The organism is Dulcicalothrix desertica PCC 7102 (genome assembly GCF_003991905.1).
In the GTDB taxonomy this organism is placed as follows: Bacteria; Cyanobacteriota; Cyanobacteriia; order Cyanobacteriales; family Nostocaceae; genus Dulcicalothrix; species Dulcicalothrix desertica.
The window spans coordinates 81984-103750 of sequence record NZ_RSCL01000002.1; the positions used below are offsets into that span (position 1 = coordinate 81984).

The 21767-nt window shown below is 37.2% G+C and carries 15 protein-coding genes; 7 read left to right on the plus strand and 8 right to left on the minus strand.

Annotated elements, in window-relative coordinates; all coding sequences use genetic code 11:
• Window positions 1-41 precede the first annotated feature (41 nt).
• The 3 genes from DSM106972_RS04475 to DSM106972_RS04480 all read right to left on the minus strand — a co-directional run bounded on the left by DSM106972_RS04475 (window position 42) and on the right by DSM106972_RS04480 (window position 7450).
• Window positions 42-5588: a translocation/assembly module TamB domain-containing protein gene (locus tag DSM106972_RS04475; RefSeq protein WP_127079265.1), complete on the minus strand. Its 5547-nt coding sequence runs from the start codon at window positions 5586-5588 to the stop codon at window positions 42-44.
• Between the two features lie 140 nt (window positions 5589-5728).
• Window positions 5729-6148, minus strand: a complete 420-nt coding sequence (locus DSM106972_RS52450; RefSeq protein ID WP_222596615.1) for a hypothetical protein — start codon at window positions 6146-6148, stop codon at window positions 5729-5731.
• A 129-nt stretch (window positions 6149-6277) separates the two neighbouring features.
• Window positions 6278-7450, minus strand: a complete 1173-nt coding sequence (locus tag DSM106972_RS04480; protein ID WP_201800678.1) for a transposase — start codon at window positions 7448-7450, stop codon at window positions 6278-6280.
• 424 nt (window positions 7451-7874) lie between these two features.
• Between DSM106972_RS04480 and DSM106972_RS04485 the strand changes: the two genes are divergently transcribed.
• From DSM106972_RS04485 to DSM106972_RS04495, 3 genes are all read left to right on the plus strand, one after another.
• Entirely contained in the window at window positions 7875-9065 is a 1191-nt protein-coding gene (locus DSM106972_RS04485) for a serine hydrolase (protein ID WP_127079267.1), read from the plus strand.
• 124 nt (window positions 9066-9189) lie between these two features.
• On the plus strand, window positions 9190-11133 hold the full coding sequence (locus DSM106972_RS04490) for a serine hydrolase domain-containing protein (protein ID WP_233787865.1): 1944 nt from the start codon (window positions 9190-9192) through the stop codon (window positions 11131-11133).
• A 241-nt stretch (window positions 11134-11374) separates the two neighbouring features.
• A complete protein-coding gene (locus DSM106972_RS04495) occupies window positions 11375-12784 on the plus strand; it encodes a glycoside hydrolase 100 family protein (protein WP_127079271.1) in 1410 nt (469 codons plus the stop codon).
• Window positions 12785-12887: 103 nt separating this feature from the next.
• Here the strand turns inward: DSM106972_RS04495 and DSM106972_RS04500 are convergent, their stop codons facing one another.
• Complete coding sequence (locus DSM106972_RS04500; protein WP_127079273.1) at window positions 12888-13121, minus strand: hypothetical protein; 234 nt, start codon at window positions 13119-13121, stop codon at window positions 12888-12890.
• A 219-nt stretch (window positions 13122-13340) separates the two neighbouring features.
• Window positions 13341-14849 (minus strand): cryptochrome/photolyase family protein, encoded by a 1509-nt coding sequence (locus DSM106972_RS04505; protein ID WP_127079275.1) that lies wholly within the window; start codon window positions 14847-14849, stop codon window positions 13341-13343.
• 76 nt (window positions 14850-14925) lie between these two features.
• Between DSM106972_RS04505 and DSM106972_RS04510 the strand changes: the two genes are divergently transcribed.
• From DSM106972_RS04510 to DSM106972_RS04525, 4 genes are all read left to right on the plus strand, one after another.
• Entirely contained in the window at window positions 14926-15564 is a 639-nt protein-coding gene (locus DSM106972_RS04510) for a Uma2 family endonuclease (protein ID WP_127079277.1), read from the plus strand.
• A 117-nt stretch (window positions 15565-15681) separates the two neighbouring features.
• Window positions 15682-16887, plus strand: coding sequence for a hypothetical protein (locus DSM106972_RS04515; RefSeq protein ID WP_127079279.1), 1206 nt, complete (start codon window positions 15682-15684; stop codon window positions 16885-16887).
• Between the two features lie 276 nt (window positions 16888-17163).
• Window positions 17164-17646, plus strand: coding sequence for a hypothetical protein (locus tag DSM106972_RS04520; protein ID WP_127079281.1), 483 nt, complete (start codon window positions 17164-17166; stop codon window positions 17644-17646).
• 349 nt (window positions 17647-17995) lie between these two features.
• Window positions 17996-18496, plus strand: a complete 501-nt coding sequence (locus DSM106972_RS04525) for a hypothetical protein (protein ID WP_127079955.1) — start codon at window positions 17996-17998, stop codon at window positions 18494-18496.
• Window positions 18497-18499: 3 nt separating this feature from the next.
• Here the strand turns inward: DSM106972_RS04525 and DSM106972_RS04530 are convergent, their stop codons facing one another.
• The 3 genes from DSM106972_RS04530 to DSM106972_RS54760 form a co-directional block, all read right to left on the minus strand.
• Complete coding sequence (locus DSM106972_RS04530) at window positions 18500-19084, minus strand: hypothetical protein (RefSeq protein WP_127079283.1); 585 nt, start codon at window positions 19082-19084, stop codon at window positions 18500-18502.
• 74 nt (window positions 19085-19158) lie between these two features.
• Entirely contained in the window at window positions 19159-21210 is a 2052-nt protein-coding gene (locus DSM106972_RS04535) for a WYL domain-containing protein (protein WP_127079285.1), read from the minus strand.
• Window positions 21211-21511: 301 nt separating this feature from the next.
• On the minus strand, window positions 21512-21634 hold the full coding sequence (locus tag DSM106972_RS54760; protein ID WP_267901057.1) for a hypothetical protein: 123 nt from the start codon (window positions 21632-21634) through the stop codon (window positions 21512-21514).
• Between the last annotated feature and the right edge of the window lie 133 nt (window positions 21635-21767).

Sequence of the window (21767 nt, forward strand, 5' to 3'; positions counted from 1 at the left end):
GAAACGAGCGTAAATAGATGGCGCCTTTGGTTTTACAATGGTTATGGAAGTCTGGTTTCATATTCGATTAATGCTCTACTGTCTTCTGATAAATCTGTTGAACCTCTCAATAATATTTCTTCGTTGATTCGATATATTAAATTGTATCTAAATGGTTCATCGACTATGAAGACTCGTGATACTGATAATGAGAAGTTTCTATTTACGTTAAATCCTGCTTCTGCTGCTAATCCTAATACTGATGAACTTCTGTTTGTGCTACGGTTGTTGATGACTGTGGGATATAAACGTAGTTCGCTTAACCCTATTGTTTGACCGAGTGAACTGATTATTCCTTGTAGGGGTGTTAATATTCTATTTCCTGCTGCGGATATTATTCCTAGTCCTCCGTCTTGTTGGTTGAATGCATTAACGATAGTCCCCCCTATTAAAGATACTATTTCGGCTCTATTACGTCTTGGGTCACTTGTTAATTCTAAGTTGTCATTTATATTACTTGCTGGACCGTTGACACGTGCGAATACACGCACACTGCGTAATGTACCTAAGCTTGTTACTGGAACTTCATTTATTTCACCCGATATTGATGATGTGGGTAGTCGAGTTGCACTTGATTCTGGTACTATTGCTAACAATCTTACGTTCAGTATTGGGTCTAAACCTAGACTTGGTGTAAACGTTGCTGTTTGCTCGTATCCTCTTTCTAATACAAATTGTGTGGCAAATAAATTTATTTGTCCCCCTGTTAAGTTGATTACTCCTTCGGGAAGTGGTTTTTCTAATGTACCATTTATTGTTAAGGCGCCTTCTGCATCGAAACTCAAAAAATCTTGATTTGTGAAACTCGATAAAAGTGGATTAGTTAAATTTGTTGGCAATAGGTCACTTGTAACCCGCACGTTATCCTCTAATATTAATCTTAGTTCCGAAAACCCAATGGGAGGACGCTCTGTTGTAATATTTTCGTTCGTTGGTGTTTCATTCTCTTGTGTCTCTAATGCTTCTTGTTGTGGTTGCTGTTGTCGTTGTTGTCCTGACCGTTGAGTTATTGATACTTCTCCTGAAGCTAGTCTTATTGTTCCACCCAGTACTGGTTTGACTACACTTCCTGTAACAACCGCATCTCCACTTACTCCCCCTTCATACAGTCCTTGTAATCTCACATTCAGGTCATTTAATGATACTGTCAAAGGATTATTTACTGTTTGCTGCTCAAATATTCCTAAATTTCCTGCTGCTGTTACTCGTTCTCTATTATATAAAGCTTCTAAATTCTGCACATTTATTAGATCACGGTCAAATTGCACGGCGCCTGTTACATTAGTTAAAGGCTCTGTTAATGCTACCGTTGTTAAAGTCGCATTATTCACGTTTGCTATTCCGGTTATCGTCGGTTGACTCAATGTTCCCCCTATCGCTACATTGACCTCTCCCGTACCCGAAACCCAGTTAACTTGGTCGGTAAGTACGTTCAATAACGATAAACCATCATCTCTTACATTCGCTGTTATATTTATTTGATTACTTTCTGGTTCGGCGCCGAATGGTATTGCAGCAGGTATACTACCTATAATATTAAGTGGTTGTGCATCGGTTGCCGCTACTGTACTACCAAAATTCAAACGCGCATTATTTAAATTAAAACTCAACTGTGCGCTTTTTATCGGTTTAGAATTCAACGTCGCATTTTCCAGGGAAACATCCCCTTTCGCACTCGGATTTGTTAAACTACCACTTAGCGCTGTTAAAGCATTTATTTCACCTGTCGCATTAACTGGTAAATTACCAAATCGTTGTAATGCTGAAATTGGTAAGCTTGATACTCGGAACTGTCCTGATAAGTCTTTTTGTCCCAACTGTCCTGTAAATGCTAAAAGTCCACCTTCAAAACCTACTCGTAAAGGTTGCAATGTTAATACACCATCTGCAAAACCACCATTTGCTGTCACTTCCCCAATATTATAATTTCCCCATTCCACATTTGAACCATTTACATTAAAGTTTGTATTTAACCCCGACTGTAACGAACCTGTTACATCCAGTTTCGCACTGATTAAACCTTGTAATTCCGAAAGTGCTGGTATACCCGTTGCTTCTTGTTGTTGCTCAACTGTTTCCTGTTTAGCTATAACATCTGTAATCTCCTTAAATATATCCAACTGCGTTAACAAACTCACATCCTGTGGTATATATAACTCAGTTGTTGGTCTTAATACCGAAGCATCAGCTAATTGTGGAGACTCTACACCCGTAAATAAATCTTCAAAGTCATAAATACTCAATGCTTGTAAAAGCTTTTCGATTCTGGCTTGATTTACCGAAGCTTGAACTTGAACTTGACGATTCCCTTGTGTTTCTACACTACCACTCAATGAAATTAAACTATCGCCTACTTGGAATTGTCCATTATTTAAACTGGCAGTTCCATTCGTAAAGTCAAAGTTTCCTGTAAATGCTTCTCCTGCTATTCTACCAATTCTGGGTTGAACCACTGCAACGGCACCACTTGCATTTCTCGTTCTAATATTCGCAACAACGTTACCTGATATATTCCCTGCTAACGGTTGGATATTTGGGATATTCGCAGGAACAAGACTTCCTAAAACACTGACAGGAAAGTTTTCTGCACTGGCAATTAAATTATCTCCCTCTGTCCTACCCTTTGCAACACTTTCTCCACGTTGAATTATAAACGATGTCGGAAAATTATCGGCGCCTAGGTTCACTGCTATTCTATCTTGTTTGTTGCCTATCAAGGTAATAGCGGCGCCCGTTCCACCAGCATAACTCACACTTCCTGTCAAAACTGGGTCGAACGCTAAGTTATTTACAGCAAAGTTCCGTAACTCTAAATTTCCATTGGCAACAGGTGTGTTTAAATTACCCGTAACATTCCCCGTAAAATCTACTCTACCAGCCAAAGCTAAATTTGGTATTGTTACTGGCGCCTTAAGTAAGTTAAAGTTACGTGCAGCAACATTCAAATTCAAATCTGTAATTTGTGGTGTTTGACTTTCGGTGTTGACTGCTATTACACCATTTGCAGTTAACCCTGTAGTTCTCGCACTCAGTCCGACTTGTTGACCGTCCCACTGTAAGTTACCCACTACGGGTTGCTCAAGTACCGATACCCCTTGAGTTAAATTAAAATTTCCACTTCCACGAATATTTGAGAGAGCAAACGATTTTGTTGTTCCCCCTATATTAAAGCTACTATTCAACCGACCACGTAAATTCGACGAAAACTGATTTAAGGCAATTTGCTCAACACCACCATTAACTTGCCAACGACCGTTATTCAAACTGATGTTGTTTAAGTTGACTCTTCCTCCTGCTACATTATTTATAGTGGCAAGTCCTAATGCTCGGATATTCTCTAACTGTAACGAGTCTGTTGTACCCGTTAAATTCAACGCTGTATTCAAACTCCCCGATGACAGTTGTTTCGGTAACTGTAATTGATCAAAACGGTTCAACTGTACACCATCCGCACGAACAGCTACATTAAAACGTTTATCTTCTACCCTACCCCGTGCTGTCACCGTTCCACCAGCGAAGCGAATATTCGCATTTTGCAACTCTATATTATTATTACTGGCAATGCTAATTTCTCCCGAACTCGGATAAGTCGAACTCGGCGCCTGAAATTGTGCTATTGTCCTTAAATTACCCAGCACTCCCGAAATATTCGCATTCGCACTCACATTACCTATTGTAATTGGAGCATTCACTTTATATGCACGCGCTATCGCATCCCCTGGTATTTGCGAAGCGTTTAAATTCAAGTTGACTCGACCTTGTTGCGCTAACTGTATATTACCTTTACCTGTAACTACTCCTCCTATTTCTGGTGCCACTTTTAAGTTTTGTAAAGCAAGTTGTAATGAAGGAGTACCCAAACGACCAGAAACATTTCCATTGGCGCCGACATTACCTATATTTATAGGAAGTGCAATATTATAAACTTGAGCAACTGCATTTCCAGGAATTCCCGAAGCTTGTATATTTAGGTTGACATTACCTTGCTGCGCTAACTGTATATTACCGTTTGCGGTGACTGTTCCTCCTATTTGTGGCGCCACTTTTAAGTTTTGTAAAGCGAGTTGTAGTGGTTGACCGAGTTGACCAGAAATATTCGCGTTTGCAGCAACGTTACCAATATTGAGAGGGAGTGCAACATTATATATACCCGCAACAGAATTTCCAGGAATTCCCAATGCTTGTATATTTAGGTTGACATTACCATTTTGAGCAAGTTGAATTTTTCCACTTCCTAAAATTTGTCCTCCTAGGGTTGGTGTGACTTGGAGGTTGGAAAGGGTAATAACGGGTGTACCTGAAATATCTAGACGAAAGTTACTACTGACCGAGTTTAGTTGTAAACGGTCGATAGTCGCAAGTTTGACTGTACTAATGGTTCCCGTTGCGGTGGGTTGTTTGATATTGCCTTGAATTTTGACGTTTGCTTGGACTTGTCCGATAGCTGTAACTGGTGACTTTGCGTTGAGGGTGCTAAGAATGGTTTGAATATTTGTGGGTAGAATCAGCGCATTTAGATTGTAACCTGTTTGAGTATTGACGGCGCCTTGTACCTGGAGTGGTATTTTGCCAAAGTTCGTAGTCAGGTTATTTGTAGAGATGTTCTGACCTTGAAACTGTAAGTTACCTTGGGTGTTGGTAATTAATTGGGGAATATTATCTACTTTCGCGGTTATTTTATTTAAATCGGCGGTTCCGGTTACACTTATAGGCGCCTTCGGTGTAATATCTACAGTAAGGGAAGCATTAACGCTACCCGAAGTCGCACTTATCGGTGATTGCACTAATTTAGTTATATCAGCAACGAGTAAATCACGCGCTTGGACATTTAAGTTCGTCGAATTTATTTGTCCTGAGACTAACTGAGTTTTACCATCGATATCTACTTTACCTTGAGTATTGCGAGCAGAGGCGCCGATATCATACGTTAAGTTTGTTATGGTAGTGGCGCCTTGCTTCTCTGGTAAAATTCTGACAATACCATTTGCTTGATTAAAACCAACAGTAGTTTTAGGTATACCAGGTTTTGGTGTGGGTACTAAGGCCAAACTGGCATTCCGTATAATCAAACTTTCTAAATTAGTCGTGATAAAACCTTTCTCTTCTTTCCCTGTCTTTATTTGTGTATTTAACCACTGACCGTTTTTATCTTGCTCTAAATAAACACTCGGTTCGACTAAAGCGACATTTAAATTCAGAGTCCTAGTAAAAAGAACTTGTAAAGGATTAAATTGAACATCGATAGCTTTTGCTGTAACTCTATCTGGGTCTTGTGCAGTTGCGGGTATATTGAGCGAACTAAATCGGATACTGTTTAAAGTTACACTATCTACCTTACCTACTTCTACTGGTCGTCCGAGTAACTGAGCTAGATTCGTTTGAACTAAGGGTACTAAATCTTGAAGGATAAAATTTCTTAACCACCAGGCGCCACCAGTAATGGAAGCGAGTAAAACCACAATCAAAGCAATACTACCACGTCTCAACAGTAAAAGCCATAATCGACGATTAAGTGGTTCAGAATTACGCCCTGGTGGTAACTGTCTCATGATAATTTTAAGTAATAATTTACACTTTTAATTCCAATTAATGATTTATTTCAAGTAGTTTCCATACATCTAAACATTGTTTTACCCTATCAGACTTTTAGACTCTGTGCGAATAATATTAATCTAAACAGGGTATACAGCTACTTGACATCTATCGTAAGGTTAAAAATGCTTGTATTAAATGGCGCCATAGCTGTAAAACAATATAAGCGCCTGTTATCTGTTGAGCCGACTCTCCGCACTAAAGTGACGGAGAATAAGAGCGAAACCACAGAGCTATTACTAACCCCATTTCTTCCTAACTTTTTGCCCTTCAGAGAAGCTATCTGGTTAGGTTGTTTCGTCTTTACACAGTTCTGCTCTGCGGGGGAAATGACACCACCGGACTTAGAACTAGTCTTCGCACTTGCAGTTTTATACTCACCCCAAGCCTGTGTTAAGAACGGCTCCGTCCTCTCCCAATCTCTACGAGCTTGAGACACTTGAAGTTCATCGTCGTCATTGATATATCTACTCAAATACGCAGAAAATAAGTTACGCTGCATTTCAAAACCGCTCACATCTTTGTGTACTCTTTCTGATAGCGACTTCTTAATACGAGTCCCATCAAGATGTGTTTGAGATAACGCGGTTTTTCGAGTAGAAAATGTTGTGAATTGCCCGCCAGCACTTTCAGCCTTGCGTGCTAATTACGATTGAAAAAAACCAGGAGACTTGGCTGATATTGCTTTACCATATCTTTTCTGCCAGCCCCTTACGGAAACTTTTTCAGCTTTAATATTTTTACCAAATTCGCGAACTATTTTATTCGTCAAACCTCGATTTTGAGATTTACTGTAAGCAGCTTTACGTCTTTCTAATTCACGTTTTTTACGTGCATATTTTCGATAAGCTAACGAATGCTTCCAACGTCGAGAACCTTTTTTGACCTTACCCTTTTTGCGCTTATTGTTACGTCCAACTTTTTTGTCAAAGTCCGGTTCGTAATTATCTGGATTGGTCACACGGCGCGACCGCTCCATCTTGCGTTGCAAGGTTTTAATTTCTTGCTCAAACGTAGGTACATTTTCTGCAAATGGGAATAAACCAGCTTTGTTGTCACCAACTACAGCTACGTTACTAACATTTAAATCAATACCGACTAATCCAGTATTAGAATTAACTTTGTTGTGCAGTTTATATGCTGGAGTTTCTTTGTAGGGTACACCTTCATTAATAAGCTGTACATACCAACGACGTTTACCATTTATTTCTCGCCACAAAAGGCGGCAATATTTAACTGGTACACGATACCCATATTCAAGCACTTCATTCCATTTATTAGGAAAGCGAATAGGGAGGATTAAATATGACCCCCATTTGATGCAGCAATCAGTACCGCCAAAGAATCTAATGCTTTGGGTATTAGTTTTACCTTCTATTGAATGAAAAGAGCTAAACAATTTAAATCTAACTTTTCTCGCCTTACCGTACAATACTTTCTCAACAGCTTTGAACGCACGTGTTCCAATTTTTTGGATTGTGTGACTATCTAGCTTTTCCCACATCCACTTAGAATCCTTAGCAGTTAATGTAGCAAAGTCCTGTAGTTCAAAGTCAGAAAAACGAGCTTGTTTTCTAGCTTGAGAAAACAATTCATTCTTTAACTTCTTATCATCCTCGGTTTTGACTTTAATTTTTTTAGCTTCTTGATATGGCTCAGAATTGCGTACATTTTGTACTCGCACCACAGCTTCTCCAAGTACTGCGTTATATAATTGTCTGCCAGCTTGAAATCTTGCATCTAACTCTTTTTCTGCCTGACTATTAACTATTAACTCAAACTCGGTCACAAACGATGGCGTTTTTTCTTTCTTCGCCATACATAATCACCTCCTAAAACGTTGACTTTTTCTATTTATCAACCATATTATAGTATATTATATAAAATCTGTATGTCAACAAATTTGTAAAAATATATGGACATAAACTATAGGCATAATAATCACAATGAACTATATAAATGACCCGCACCATTCAAATTAATGAAAGTTCAAGTAGCGAATCCGGTTAAAACCGGGTTCGCGGTAAATCAGTTGGCGGTGGAGGCACACGGGACGCCTTTCATTGTCGTTCACGCAGTGTTCTGCAGGAAAGACAAACTGACCTTGCCGTTGGGCATTCCACCCCGATATAAATACCGTCAAAGTATTAATTATTCTTGGAATTAATACTTTGACTTCGGGGCTATCTGCCTTTCACGTTTGGGATGGTATACTATCGGTTAAAATTCTGACTTTATTCTAAATGAAACAAATCAGGACAAACAAATTAGACAACCAAGAGAAAAAAGCTCCCAACTGGTACTCATGGTTATTTATCAAACAAATTTTTATAATATTCAGCGCCGTTTTAATAGGCGCCTTCGGATATAATCAAATTATTCGTCAACGGTATAAAGTAAATCATCATCAGTTACCCCATGCAAGATTTATCAATTCCTCTGCGGTAGAAGTCATCAACACATTAAAGGTTTCAGCGATAAAAAGTAACCCCTTAATCAAAACAAAGAATTTTGAAGTTACCTATAATGTTTTACAGAGTCCAAATTTTAATAAAAGTCAAAAATTAGATAAAATAGTCAATGCTGTCGTTAACTTAACCAAACAGCAAGAATTACCATTAGAACCTTTATCAGTTACGTTAATCGACATTAAAACTAAAACAATCTCAGGATACCATCAACACGTTCCTAAATATCCTGCCAGTGTTGTCAAATTATTCTGGATGGTCATATTAGAGCAATATCACAACTTGTATGTTATTGAACAAAATAATGATTCTCATCGTGATTTAAAAAATATGATACTCAAATCAGATAATGACGCAGCAAGTCGAATAATAAACACAATTACCGACACAAAAACTTCTTTGAATGAATTGAGTGAGTCTAAATTAGCAACCTGGCTAAATAAAAGATACCAGGTAAACCGTTTTTTTGAAAAAGCTGGATATAAAGGTATCAACATTAGTCAAAAAACGTTTCCAGTAGCTGAACCAATAATGAGCGAACCTCAAGGTACAGAACTACAATTACAGAATAGTCAAAATACTGGTAATCGCATATCAACGTATCATGCGGCACGACTGATGTATGAAATTGTAACAAATCGTGCTGTTTCGGCGCCATCAAGTCAGAAAATGCTGACATTGTTGAAACGAGATTTACACGTATCGACATGGAAAAATAATCCTCCTCCCACAGAGGGATTTAATGCGATAGAAAATTTTTTGGGTGAGTCTTTGTCAGATAAAGAAATTATATTTGCTTCCAAAGCGGGTCAAACATCAACTGGGCGCCAAGAAGTGGCTTATATAGGAAGCAAAGATGGTAGAATGCAGTATATAGTGGCAGTTTTTGGATGCTCGCGTAAATATAGTGAGAGTAACAGTATTTTTCCAGATATATCACGATTGGTATTTGAAGGGATGAGATAGTAAAAAGCGAGGAATGATACAAAATCGAGTAGAATGTGTAATCTCGATTCAAAAGTCGGGATTTTCACTCATCCTACATAGCCAGTAAATGAAACGTCTACCATTTGTATGTGTATGTATTGTAATGATAGCAGTATTGTTTCAGACTGCAATTGCAACTCCTGCACGGATAATACACTTGCAACCGCAGCAAACACCTTTAACAGTCCACGTCGAAAAACAATCTTTAAATCATTTACAAGGTTTGAAGAAATTTGTTGACGAGTACTTTGCCGAAAAAATGGATGAGGAGAAAGTTCCGGGTGTAGCAGTTGTGGTGGTTAAAGATGGAAAGATATATTTCCAACAGGGATATGGTTATGCAAATGTGGACGAGAAAAAACCTGTTGTTCCAGATAAAACTTTATTTAGAGTCGCATCAATATCTAAATTATTTACTGCCACTGCGATAATGCAGCTTGTGGAGCAGGGTAAAATCGACTTGAAAAATCCTGTAAACGAGTATATTAAAGACTTTCAGCTTGATAATAATTTTTTACAACCCATAACAATAGCCAATTTATTAACTCACACATCAGGTTTAGATGTCAATGATATTGGCATGTCAGCCCGAACTCAGAACTTACTACAACCACTGTCCGAGCATTTAGCAAAACGTAAACCCTTACAAATACAACCTCCAGGTATAATATCAACGTATTCTAATTATGGAATCGCATTAGTAGGTTATATTGTCGAGCGAGTTTCAAGGATACCGTTTGCTGAATATATAGATAAAAAGATTTTACAACCCTTGGGGATGCAGCATACTACTTTTTTACAGCCACCACCACCTTCATTAAAATCAGACTTAGCAATAGGGTACGAATATAAGGATAACTTTTATCAACCGCAACCTTACACATACGAACATCAAGTTCCGGCAATAGCTTTGAGTACCACAGCAACTGACATTGCCAATTTTATGATAGCCCACTTAAACCAAGGGCGCCTGTATGACAATGAAATATTACAACCAGATACCGTCAAAGAAATGCAGCGTCAACATTTTACATCAGACACACGCATTCCGGGTATAGCGTATGCATTTCAAGAACAGTTTCGTAACGATGTCAGAATAATTCGACACGGTGGTTTAATAGAAGGGTTTGTAAGTCAATTAATTTTGATACCCCAAGATAATATAGGAGTGTTCGTTGTTTGTAACTCCACATCCACACTTGATTCCCAGTTTATCAGAGAATTTCTCAATCGTTATTATCCAATTGAAAATAAACCAAATCTTGCTGCTGCTAAATCTTTAAAAGCATTGCGTCGGTTAAACGGGAATTATTTAGATACTATTACTTCTCAGACAACGATAAAAAAGTTTTTTGAACCGTATTATTTTACTGTGGAAATTAAACCAGATAATACACTTGTTTATGATTCTCGGCAATACGTTCAAGTCGCACCTATGCTATTTCTATCTTTAGAAGGCGATAAGTACATTAGTTTCAAACAACGTAAAAATGCTATTTATTTATTCGATGGTATTTTTACGCTTCGTCAAAAAAACTGGTATGAAAATCTTTCTTTTCAAATACTCTTGTACAAAATCTTTTTTTCAATATTTATATTTGCGTGTTTATGTCAACCTGTCAAATTAGCTTTAATTTACTTCAATCGAAAATTCAAACTTTTTAATTTTATACATTTACCCAGGCGCCTCAGCTTTATTATAACAGAAAATCAATCATCATATATAATCAGCCGAACTAAATTACTTATAGTTCTGATTGCTTATGTCAACTTACTGTTTATAGTGATTGGTAGATTGATAATACCTTACAAGCAATCGGAGTTTTTCAGAATAATTTACGGAGTGAATCCAGCGTATAAAATTTTGTTATCTATGCCGATTATATCAGGTGGAATGACTGTTATATTAACCTACTATATTTGTTTGATTTGGAAGAATAAAAAAGGGACATGCATTCAACGAATATATTATACAGTCATTACAGGCGCCGCGTTGATGTTTTTAACTTTTCTAAATTATTGGAACTTATTAGGATTTAGATTTTAAAAATTATTAGATACTCAGTATTAATGATAAACAAATACGGTGCGTCAATACTGCAAAGGTTAGATAATTAGGACAATTATTTATATTTTTATTTAAAAAGTAATAGAATGTGACTTATTTAATTCTACCGAAAGAATGAATTAGATTAAGAATGTAAGCGCTATCTTAAGGAAGAGGGAAAATGTCAAAAAAAGGTAATCGATTAAAAGCTGATTAATTTATAGTTTATTTTGTAAAAACTATGACTTTATTTACCACTTCTCAAGACTGGACAGATAAATGCTGGGAAATTTTAGAAAAATCTATTATATATTATCAAGGGGAAGCGATAGGAAGTGTAGTTGCTCAAGACCCGAAATTAAATGCACTTAACTATGACCAATGCTTTATTCGTGATTTCGTGCCTTCTGCATTATTATTCTTAATGCATGGTAAAACAACAATTGTACGTAACTTCTTAAATACTACATTGAAGTTACAAAGTAATCATAAAGAGATGGATTTTTTTCAACCTGGGCCAGGTTTGATGCCAGCTAGTTTTAAAGTAGTATTTAAGGATAATGAAGAGTTTTTAGATGCTGATTTTGGAGAACATGCGATAGCACGTGTACCACCAGTAGATTCTTGTTTATGGTGGGTTTTGTTGTTACGAGCATATTGTAAGGTTACAAACGATGTTTCTTTTGCTCATCAGCAAGAGTACCAAGACGGAATAAAACTCATTCTCGATTTATGTTTAGCACATCGTTTTGATATGTTTCCAACTTTACTAGTTCCTGATGGCGCCTTTATGATTGACCGTCGGATGGGAGTATCAGGACATCCATTGGAAATTCAAGTATTATTTTACGCTGCTTTGCGTGCGGCAAACGAATTAATTTTACCATCAGATGAAGAAAGTAAACGTTATATTTTCCGTATTAAACAAAGACTTAGTGCTTTAAACTACCATGTGCGTCAATATTATTGGATAGACCTTCAGCGAATAAATGAAATTTACCGTTATCAAAGTAACGAGTTTGGGAAAGAGGTTGCAAACAAGTTTAATATTTTTGCTGAGTCCATACCTAATTGGTTGACTGAGTGGTTGCCAGAGTCAGGGGGATATTTAGTTGGGAATTTGGGACCAGGGATGATGGATTTTCGATTCTTTGCTTTAGGAAACTTAATGTCAATTTTAGTATCTTTAGCCAGTAAGAAAGAATCGCACCGTATTATGGATTTATTTGAACAACGCTGGTATGATTTAATTGGTTACATGCCAGTAAAAATTTGCTTTCCAGCTTTATCAGGTTCAGAATGGCGCCTAATAACAGGATGTGACCCTAAGAATTCTCCTTGGTCTTACCATAATGGAGGTAATTGGCCTGTATTATTATGGTTATTTGCTGCTGTTGGACAGAAAACAGGTAGAGTGGAATTAGCGCAACGGGCAATAGATATAGCTGAAAAGCGTTTGATGAATGATAAATTTCCAGAGTATTATGATGGAAAAAACGGTCGTTTAATTGGTAAAGAAGCGAGAAGTTATCAAACTTGGACAATAGCAGGATTATTAGCAGCAAAAGAATTACTAGCAAATCCTGAATATGTAAAGCTAATTAGTTTTGAGGAAGGAATAGAAAACCCCGTAGGTCTTTCAATTCATTAGATTAATTAGGGTGCGTGACAGCCAAAACAATTTATCAAATTCACCTATAAATCAACTGCTGTCACGCACCATCTATATGTTGAGTTCACAGAAAAAACAGATATTATAATGTAGGACAAGCGGATGCAAGTAAACGTGACTTAGAAGTAAAATTAGGCACCTGTGTAACAAGAGTTATACTACCGTCAGCGTCTTTTACCCATCCTTGTGCTTCGATAATTGTATCAGGAGTCTTCACTGGCGCCAAGGAAGGAGAATTATTCGAGACGTTAGATGGTGTTTCTAAAGTTGCTAAAGTTAAATTAAATGCTTCAGATGATGAGTATAAAATAAACAACTAAGTGGTGTATGTGATTAATTATATTGAGTTGGCGCCAATTATAATTTCTCTAATTCCCTCTTTCACAAAGCACACATAAATCTAACTCTGTGTCCTCTCCTACTCTGTGGTAAAAATAATTAACCACAAAGAACACAAAGTAAGAATTAAACAAAAACTTAATTACATATCTTGTGGAATTAAATCTTGTGGAATGGGCATCCTGCCCGTCCCATCCTAATTTAAAATATACTTTTTAGTATCCTTGTGCCAATCGCGCGCTAATTTACGAATAGCTTTTAATTCTTCTTCAGACATTCCATCTAAATTTTTCATTATAAAACTCATTCGTCCCTGGTTAGTAAGTTTATCGCGGTTACGGTCGAGAAAGTCCCAGTAAAAATAGTTAAACGGACAAGCTTTTTCTCCTGTACGTGCTTTTGGGTCATATTCACACCCTTTACAATAATTGCTCATTTTATTGACATAATTAGCTGATGATGCATATGGCTTTGAACCAACAATTCCACCATCGGCAAACAGTCCCATACCAATAACATTAGTTTGCATTACCCAATCATACGCATCAATAAATGCTGTATGAAACCAACTTTCTACCTGTTGCGGTGAAAACCCTGCTATTAGCGAAAAATTACTCAATATCATCAAACGCTGGATGTGATGCACATATCCAATACGTAGCAATTGAGATATAACCTGATGTAAGCAATTCATTTTAGTATCACCCGTCCAGAAAAATTCGGGTAATGCTTCTGTATGGTTAAAATAATTCTTTTCTGGATAATCGGCGCCTACATAATGATACAGTCCATACATATATTCGCGCCATCCCATAACTTGACGAATAAATCCTTCTACACTGTTCAATGGCAGTTTATTTTCGATATAAGCTTTTTCAGCAGCTTGCACTACTTCTAATGGATGCAACAACCCTATATTAATATAGGGAGATATCATCGCGTGCCACATCGTTTCTTCCCCTACCACCATTGCATCTTGATAGGGGCCAAAGTTAGCTAGACGGACATTTACAAACCAGTCCAATACCTCTAATGCTTGCGTGCGTGTAACTCCCCAATGAAATTCTTTTAATTTTCCATATGTAGGAATAGTTAGAGAATTAACAAAATTAATCACTTCCTGGGTTATTTCATCAGGTTCAAACCATAAAGCTGGTGGAGTGTTTAATTTACCTTTTGGAGGTTGACGGTTATCTTTATCGTAGTTCCAAGTTCCTCCAGCAGGTTTGTCACCATTCATTAATATATCAAAACGCTGGCGCCCTTCCCTATAGAAATACTCCATTAATAAGTTTTTTCTACATGAAGCCCATTGTGCGAACTGTTCATGTGTCCACAAATAATGATTATTGGGTATTAACGTAATATGACATTGGATATTTTTGATGATATCAAGAAAGGGTTTATCGGCAGGCGCCATTACCCACACTTCGCTAATTTTATTTTCTAGTACCCATTCAGTAAGGGGTTCAGCAAAATCATCCGCTATTTTATAGGTGACATCATACCCTTGTTGACGTAGTTCAAGAGCAAAGTGTCGCATTGCTGACCAAACCAGTACAAGCTTTTGTTTATGGTACTCGCGCACTTTGACGTGTTGTAGTGATTCAATAAAAATTATAGGCGCCTTTTGACTACCAACAGAAGCAAGTGCTGCTTGTCCGTGATTAAGTTGGTTCCCTAATATCCAAACACCTATAGTCATTTTTACTTAAAGTTATAATATTTAATAATGATAAAATAAGTTTGGCTATCAAATCCTCCATCCAAGTAGGTAAGCAATGTCAACTGCTACAATTAACTTACTTTTAGAACCTGGTCAGAAAGTAACGCTTCAACCTGTTTCGTGGCAAAGGTTTGAAGCTATTTTAGATGAACTTGGAGAAAAGCGTTCTTCACGAATAGCTTATGCAAATGGTATTTTAGAAATTATGGCGCCGCTACCTGAACACGAACGCACCAAAGTAATATTAGCAGATTTGGTCAAAATTTTACTCAAATTCAAAAAGCTGGCATGGGAACCTTTGGGGTCAACTACCTTTAAACGTCAAAATATGACTGCTGGTATAGAACCAGATGATTGTTTTTACATCCAAAATTATAAAGCAGTAATTGGTAAAGAACGAATAGACTTGTCTATTGACCCACCACCTGACCTTGCACTTGAAACGGATGTTACCTCTAAAACTGCAACCGATGCGTATAAAGCTTTAGGTGTACCAGAATTATGGATTTATGAGGCGCCTCAATTAAAAGTTAAAATTCTGGTTAATGGTAAATATATTGATTCAAGCTCCTCTCAAATTTTCCCAGATATCAATATTGTACAAATTATCCCACAATATATTCAACGTGCTTTAATTGTCGGTGTCAGTCAAGCACTTAATGAATTTGAACAATTTGTCAACACTTCACTATGATACCAATTCAGGAAACCAAATATACATACATCCCGTCTTGTCGTCAAACATCTTAGTTGCTGTTTATTTTCGTCAATTCAACCTATCATTTACCTGTAGAAGTCGTTTCTACGTTTTATGCGTTTTAAATTTAGTCGCAAATTTTACCTATCTCTCGGCTTGTGTTTACTGTCAGTGCTTTCAACAGTTGCTCTGAATAGCTGTTCACAGAATTTAGTCAAAGCAGATTCTACGCAGTCACAAGTATCAATTATAGCTCCAAGTCCGAAAATTGCACAAGCTTCTGATGCCTACAAGGTAATTGATGAAGCAAGACAATATAGATACACCGTTCAAGGTAACGAAATTCTTGATGCGGCAAATCTACCAAAAGCAAGAGTTAACTTTAACCAAGCTGATTTATTAACTACTTTAGTTAATACTCGTAAGTACTATCAAGAGCATTCAAGCGCAGACCCTGACGTTTTACGTCCTGGTTTACTTGCTACACAAGGTGTAACTGTCGATGATACACTCAAAACCCTTGACTTTATGATAACGGTTTTACGAGAAGATATCTCAAACGGGCGCCCAACTCGCTTACAAAACCCAGATTTTATCAATCAAAATTTCCGAGTTATAAAATGGACGGCACATAATCCCAAAAAACCTGCCCAAAAACAAGTACGCTTAACTAAGTACGCTGTCTTCACACATCCAGGTTCACGTACAAAAACTTCTGCTTTCAGTATTCCTATCTACAGTCTTAAAGATGAATTTGCTTCTAATAAGTTTTATACCAAATACACAAAACAAGATGTATTAGGTGGTATATACGAACCTGGTGGCAAAGAACACGGTAAAGTTGAACCCCTTGCTTATTTAACTCGGCAAGGTTTAGAAGAAGCATTGATGGAAGGTACTATATTAATTAATTTTCCCGATGGTACTAGTGGGTACTTTAACGTAGACAGAAGTAACGAAATTCCTTTTGTTAAAGGAGTAAATCCACGTAAACAAAAGCGTTACTGGTATTTTAGAAAGGTTGACGCTATCAAAGGTTATGGATACAAAATTGACGCAAAAATCTCAATCAAACCTGGTGTAACCTTTGCTGGTGATGTTTTAAACATTGGCTTAGGTCGTATGATTGTGCTAGATTCAGGAAGAGGCAATAATCGGCGCCTGCGAATGGCTGTCATTGCTGATACTGGTGGTGCTTTTTTACCAAGTTTATATCAACTTGATTATCTTTCCGGCATTTTTAAAACCAAAGCAGATTTTCAAGACTATATTCGTACACTCCCTGAATTTGCGAATGCGTACATTTTAGTTAAAAAATAACCAGAAACCGGGTTTCTCTACACTAAACATTACAATCTTCAACATTACAAAAGAAACCCGGTTTCTCACTAGCACGCAAAGACGTGAATTATATATTTAATATGGTGTGTGACAGCTTTAGATTTTTCGTTCATGTTCTAACTTGTTTATAGCTAGCACGCACCCTACTTAGAAATAATTTTACAAATTGACTATATTTATGGTGAATTATTATTCAGATATGGGAAAGATAAATATACGCCTTTATAGGCATCTACCAATTAGATACATATCAAAATGATAACCCGCGAAATTAAAACAACTCTCCCTACCACAAAAGAACTTAACCAATATGTAAACCAAGGCGCCACGTATGAAAACGTGCGTGATACGATTCATGTAATAGCTGATTTTTTGCATGATATCAACCGTCCTCACTGGTTGGCACAAGCGCTTTCTGAGTACCGCTACTCGAAACAATGGTCTGAGTTGGAGAAGTATGTTGCTAAACAGCAAGAGAAGTATCCACAAATAATTTCGGCGCCATCTGTTATTTGGTATGAACGTGGTGTTTTGGTTAAAACCGAATCTGAACAGAAATTAGTGGCGCCTGCACGTATTGCTACACGGCATGAGTTTCAATCACTCATAGAAAAATCAGATATACGCTTGCACCAAGGAGAGTATATCTTGCTCGATGAGGGGGTGTTTGAACTCGGTGACAATTTATGTCCACTATCTAGGCAGTATTATTCTAAGCCTGTAATCAGCAACTCATAGAATATAAGTATATTTCCAACTTCTTTGAGAGGTTGGAAATTTAAGAAGATATGAATCCTATCTTGCTCAGAGGTGCCAACGCGCATTGGGTAGGGTGCATGAAAGCTATTACAAGCAATCAATGTAACGCAAAATTTCAGTGTTTTCACGCACCATTAATACGTTAAGTAAATCCCTAGTAAATATAATTACCTTAAATAATTTAAAGTCAGTAATATTCGCAAAAAAAGCGCTTTTTTACAGGATGAATATGTATAGTAGTTGTAATTTTTATACAAGACTATCATTAGGCGGTTTAGGCGCCGTTTGTTTTGCGATAATAAAAATTAAGCTTAATATATTAGAGAGTATGCGTTTATTATTGTTTTCGCTTCTTTTTTCAACAGTGATTACTGGTTGTAGTAATGTAACAACCAACGAATATGAAGCCACAGCGCTGACAACTTATACTTGGCAAGTAAAATATGCGAACAATTTAACTACAGAACCATCACCACGTTTAGAAGAGTTTGCCACAACTTCGCTACTAAACCGCAATGGGTTAAAACCACCTGGAGCAGTTACAGGTCCTGACGATAAAGGTTTATGGTGGGCCGCACTGCCACCACGACCGACAGTTGATGACATAGAACGACGTAAAGACGGGAAACAAGCTAGTCAGCCCGAATTATTAAAATCTGTGAAGTATGAATTTAAGTATAATGATGGCGCCCAACAAAGAACATTACCCACAAATTACGATGTATACAGAGAAGTAGTCAAAGCATATCCATCACGTACACCTTTACAATTAACTTTGGGAGTAGCGGATAATTCGGTTGAAAAAGCTGAACCAACTAGCAAAAATTAACCTTTACTCCTCCTCAGCATGTAATACACAAATTTGTAACAACCCATCCGATTTAGAGGAGAAAACATAAGATTCATCAGGAGTAGCAGCATATAAAGATTGCAACCAAACTTCTTGATACTTCGGATGCTTTTCTCCTTCTTCAAAAACAATATTTAAGATTTCAGCTAAAGTTGAATTAGGATAAAGAATCCTATTAGCCTCCGATAGTTCTTCAAAATCAAACTCATCAATAGTTGGACAAATTGCTGGACTTTTTACTAACATCCATACCTTTTCATTCGGAAAAGGAGATATACACGTAAAGTCCTCATTTTGCCCAATCATCCATCCCTCTGTTTCTTCAGAACCAAAAATATATTCCCCTTCGGTTAAACAAGTAGTACGAACATGTTCTCGGTCGGATGCATCTAAATAACCAAGTTCCATCGCACGGTCTAAAGCTTTTTCGATACTCCAAGGCTCAAAATTGCTAGCTCCCTCCCAATGCTGATGATTAGAGATATCTGGTTCATTCCAACCCTTAGTCCAATAACCAAACTCCCAAACTGTCATCATTGGGTCAAATGTAAATTCTATGTTTTCCATAAATAAACCTGGTTTCTATGCAATATCTGTGTTTTTATTACATGATATCAACGTATATTCCAGGTTTCTGTAATTTACTGAGTATATATTTCGGTGATACTGGCGCCTATATTTTGAACTTTTTGTACTAGTTCGATAGGTTCGATTACTTTTACTTCACCTCCAAAACCAATTATCCAGCGTAAAAAGTCAAATTCGTCTAGTGACCATTTTGGTAAAATTACTTCAAAGCGGTGGGGGAGTTTTTTGTCATCTGTTGGACGTAGGGTGAAGATTGATTTTTTGGAGTTGGGTGAGGATAGTATAGGTTTGATGGGGGGAGACATTTTGATTTGCAAAAATCTTTTGGTTGCTTCGGTGATGAATGGGTAAATTTTATCACTAAACCATAGTTCGACTTTAACGGTAACTTGTGCGCGTATTTCTTTTCTGGGACTGAGAAATTTTTGTTGGTCGCTGGGATTATAGCCTAAGTATATTCCAGCACTGTGTTTGAGTAAAGTTTGCAGTTTGGATAATGCTTTTTCTTGTTCACGAAGACTTCTCGAGAGTGTTTGTGGTCTTCCTAGAAATAATCTATCAAGACGTTCAAATTTGAATAAACCAGGTTTATCTCCTTGTATGCATTCGTATCCTAAGTACCATGCTAAATTAGAGAAGGTGATTTGTAACGGGTAAGCTAAGAAAAAGCTTTTTTCATCTTCTTTGTATTTAGCGGCGCCTGGTAAAGTACCAAGTTCGAGTAGTTTACCCTGCACAATAGCCAGTTCTAGTTCGCTGATACTATTGAGAAGTGCATCTTTGGGTAAGTATTCGGAGTCAATTTTAGAACTATTTGCAATCGCGCGTACAGGGTAGATATTATCTATTGTTTCGATTAGTTTAGAATTAAGTAATCGCTGTTTGAATGTATCATATACTTCTAATGCTAACGGGTCATCAAGGCTGTTTGCATGAGATTGGATAATATCAAAAACCCTGATTAGTTCTGATTGTGAGAGAATTGCTGTACCGATAAAGTAGCCTTGACGCATAGGATATTCGGGTAGTATTTTATATGGTTTTAAAATTTTTTCAATATCTTTACGGATACTATCAAGTTCGTTGTCAGCATCATAAATAACTCCAGCTTGTACAAGTGCTTTCGCGAGGGTTTTGAGTTGTCCTTGTTCTGTATTGATTAAAAAGGGTTGTTGAACTATTAAACGAATAATTCCAATTAAACGGTCGAATGGTTGTTTGTCTGAATATGCATGTGTTGCTGTACAGCTATCTTCCACATCGTTGATTGGTTCTGACTTATTACTGATGATACCAATACTCGCTAACCAATTCAAATCGGCGCCTATTTTTTGACCATCTGTATAAACTCCACCACGCAGCTTTGCCATAACAGCAGTAATTTCTTGAATATCATTGCTAAACTGCGGTGCATAACCTAGAATTTTCTCTAACAAACTTGGATTTGTAGCTTGTAAATTACCCAAACCAGAATATTTAATAATTAAACCAATTAAATGCAGCAAGCGCTCAAAATCTAAAAGATTACTATATCGATGAAAAGTAATCTTTTTATGCTGCGTGCGGTTAGTACTATTGATGATACTGCGGGGAAGCTTTTGAATTAACCTCTCAATTTCCGTAACAGAAAACTTGGGTGAAGTCACATCTATAGTATTGACCATTGCAAACCCTTCTGCGGTGACAGGAGGAAAAGCTTGCAGTACCTTGTACATACTATCAATAATAGCTTCAGGAACATGTCGAGTACGCTGCTTATTCCAAGTCAAGCAAGTGTGCAGAGGTGTATTCAAATGCCATGCTATCCAAGTTAAGTTTGCAGAACTCTTCTTAACCTTCTGCAAAAAATCAATACGAAACGCGCGCTTAAAGTTAGTAGCATCATAAATCACACTTTTTCCTGCTGCAAATGCCGTACAAATACGGTTAAGAGCAGTTGTTTCAACGGTTTGCCAATCACCTTGAATATCGGCGCCACCGTACAATTCCTCGCGAATAGCATCAGTAGAGACAATATCATAACTTCCAGTTTGGGATATTAATTGTGACAAAGTAGACTTACCGCTACCAGGTACACCAATAAGAAAATGGGCTATGGTAGACATTTTTATATCATTAAATCTTCTGTCTTCAATATAAACCCTATCGAGCCTATTTTCTACATTATCGTGCGAATGAGAAATTTTGAGGCGCCTATAAAATTGGGGTATGCTGCGTAACGCTACAAATAAACCTCAACATAAAAATGTAGGGTGCGTGACGCCATGAATAAACTTTAACATAATTATAAGACTTGTAGCGTCACGCACCAGCTTTTATATCATGTCCGAGAGCGTAACCATAATAAAATCGTTGTAGAGACGCGATGTTCCTCGCGTCTCTATGTAATGCGGTAATTATGGGTAATCAACCGGACATGATATTAATTGTGACTCTTTGTTGAAACCCGCAAGAAAGCAGGCGCCATAGTGGTTCGTGGAAGCTAGGTTCTAAATGAGGCGCCTTTCTCCCAACTGCGAACCAAACCAATATGTAACATCTCTACGCGGATATTATTTTTACAACTCATATAGAATAGCTATACAACTAAACCGCAAATATATCTTAAAAATTGTAAACATAATGTGATTACATACTAGCAATACAAATATATTAAAACTTT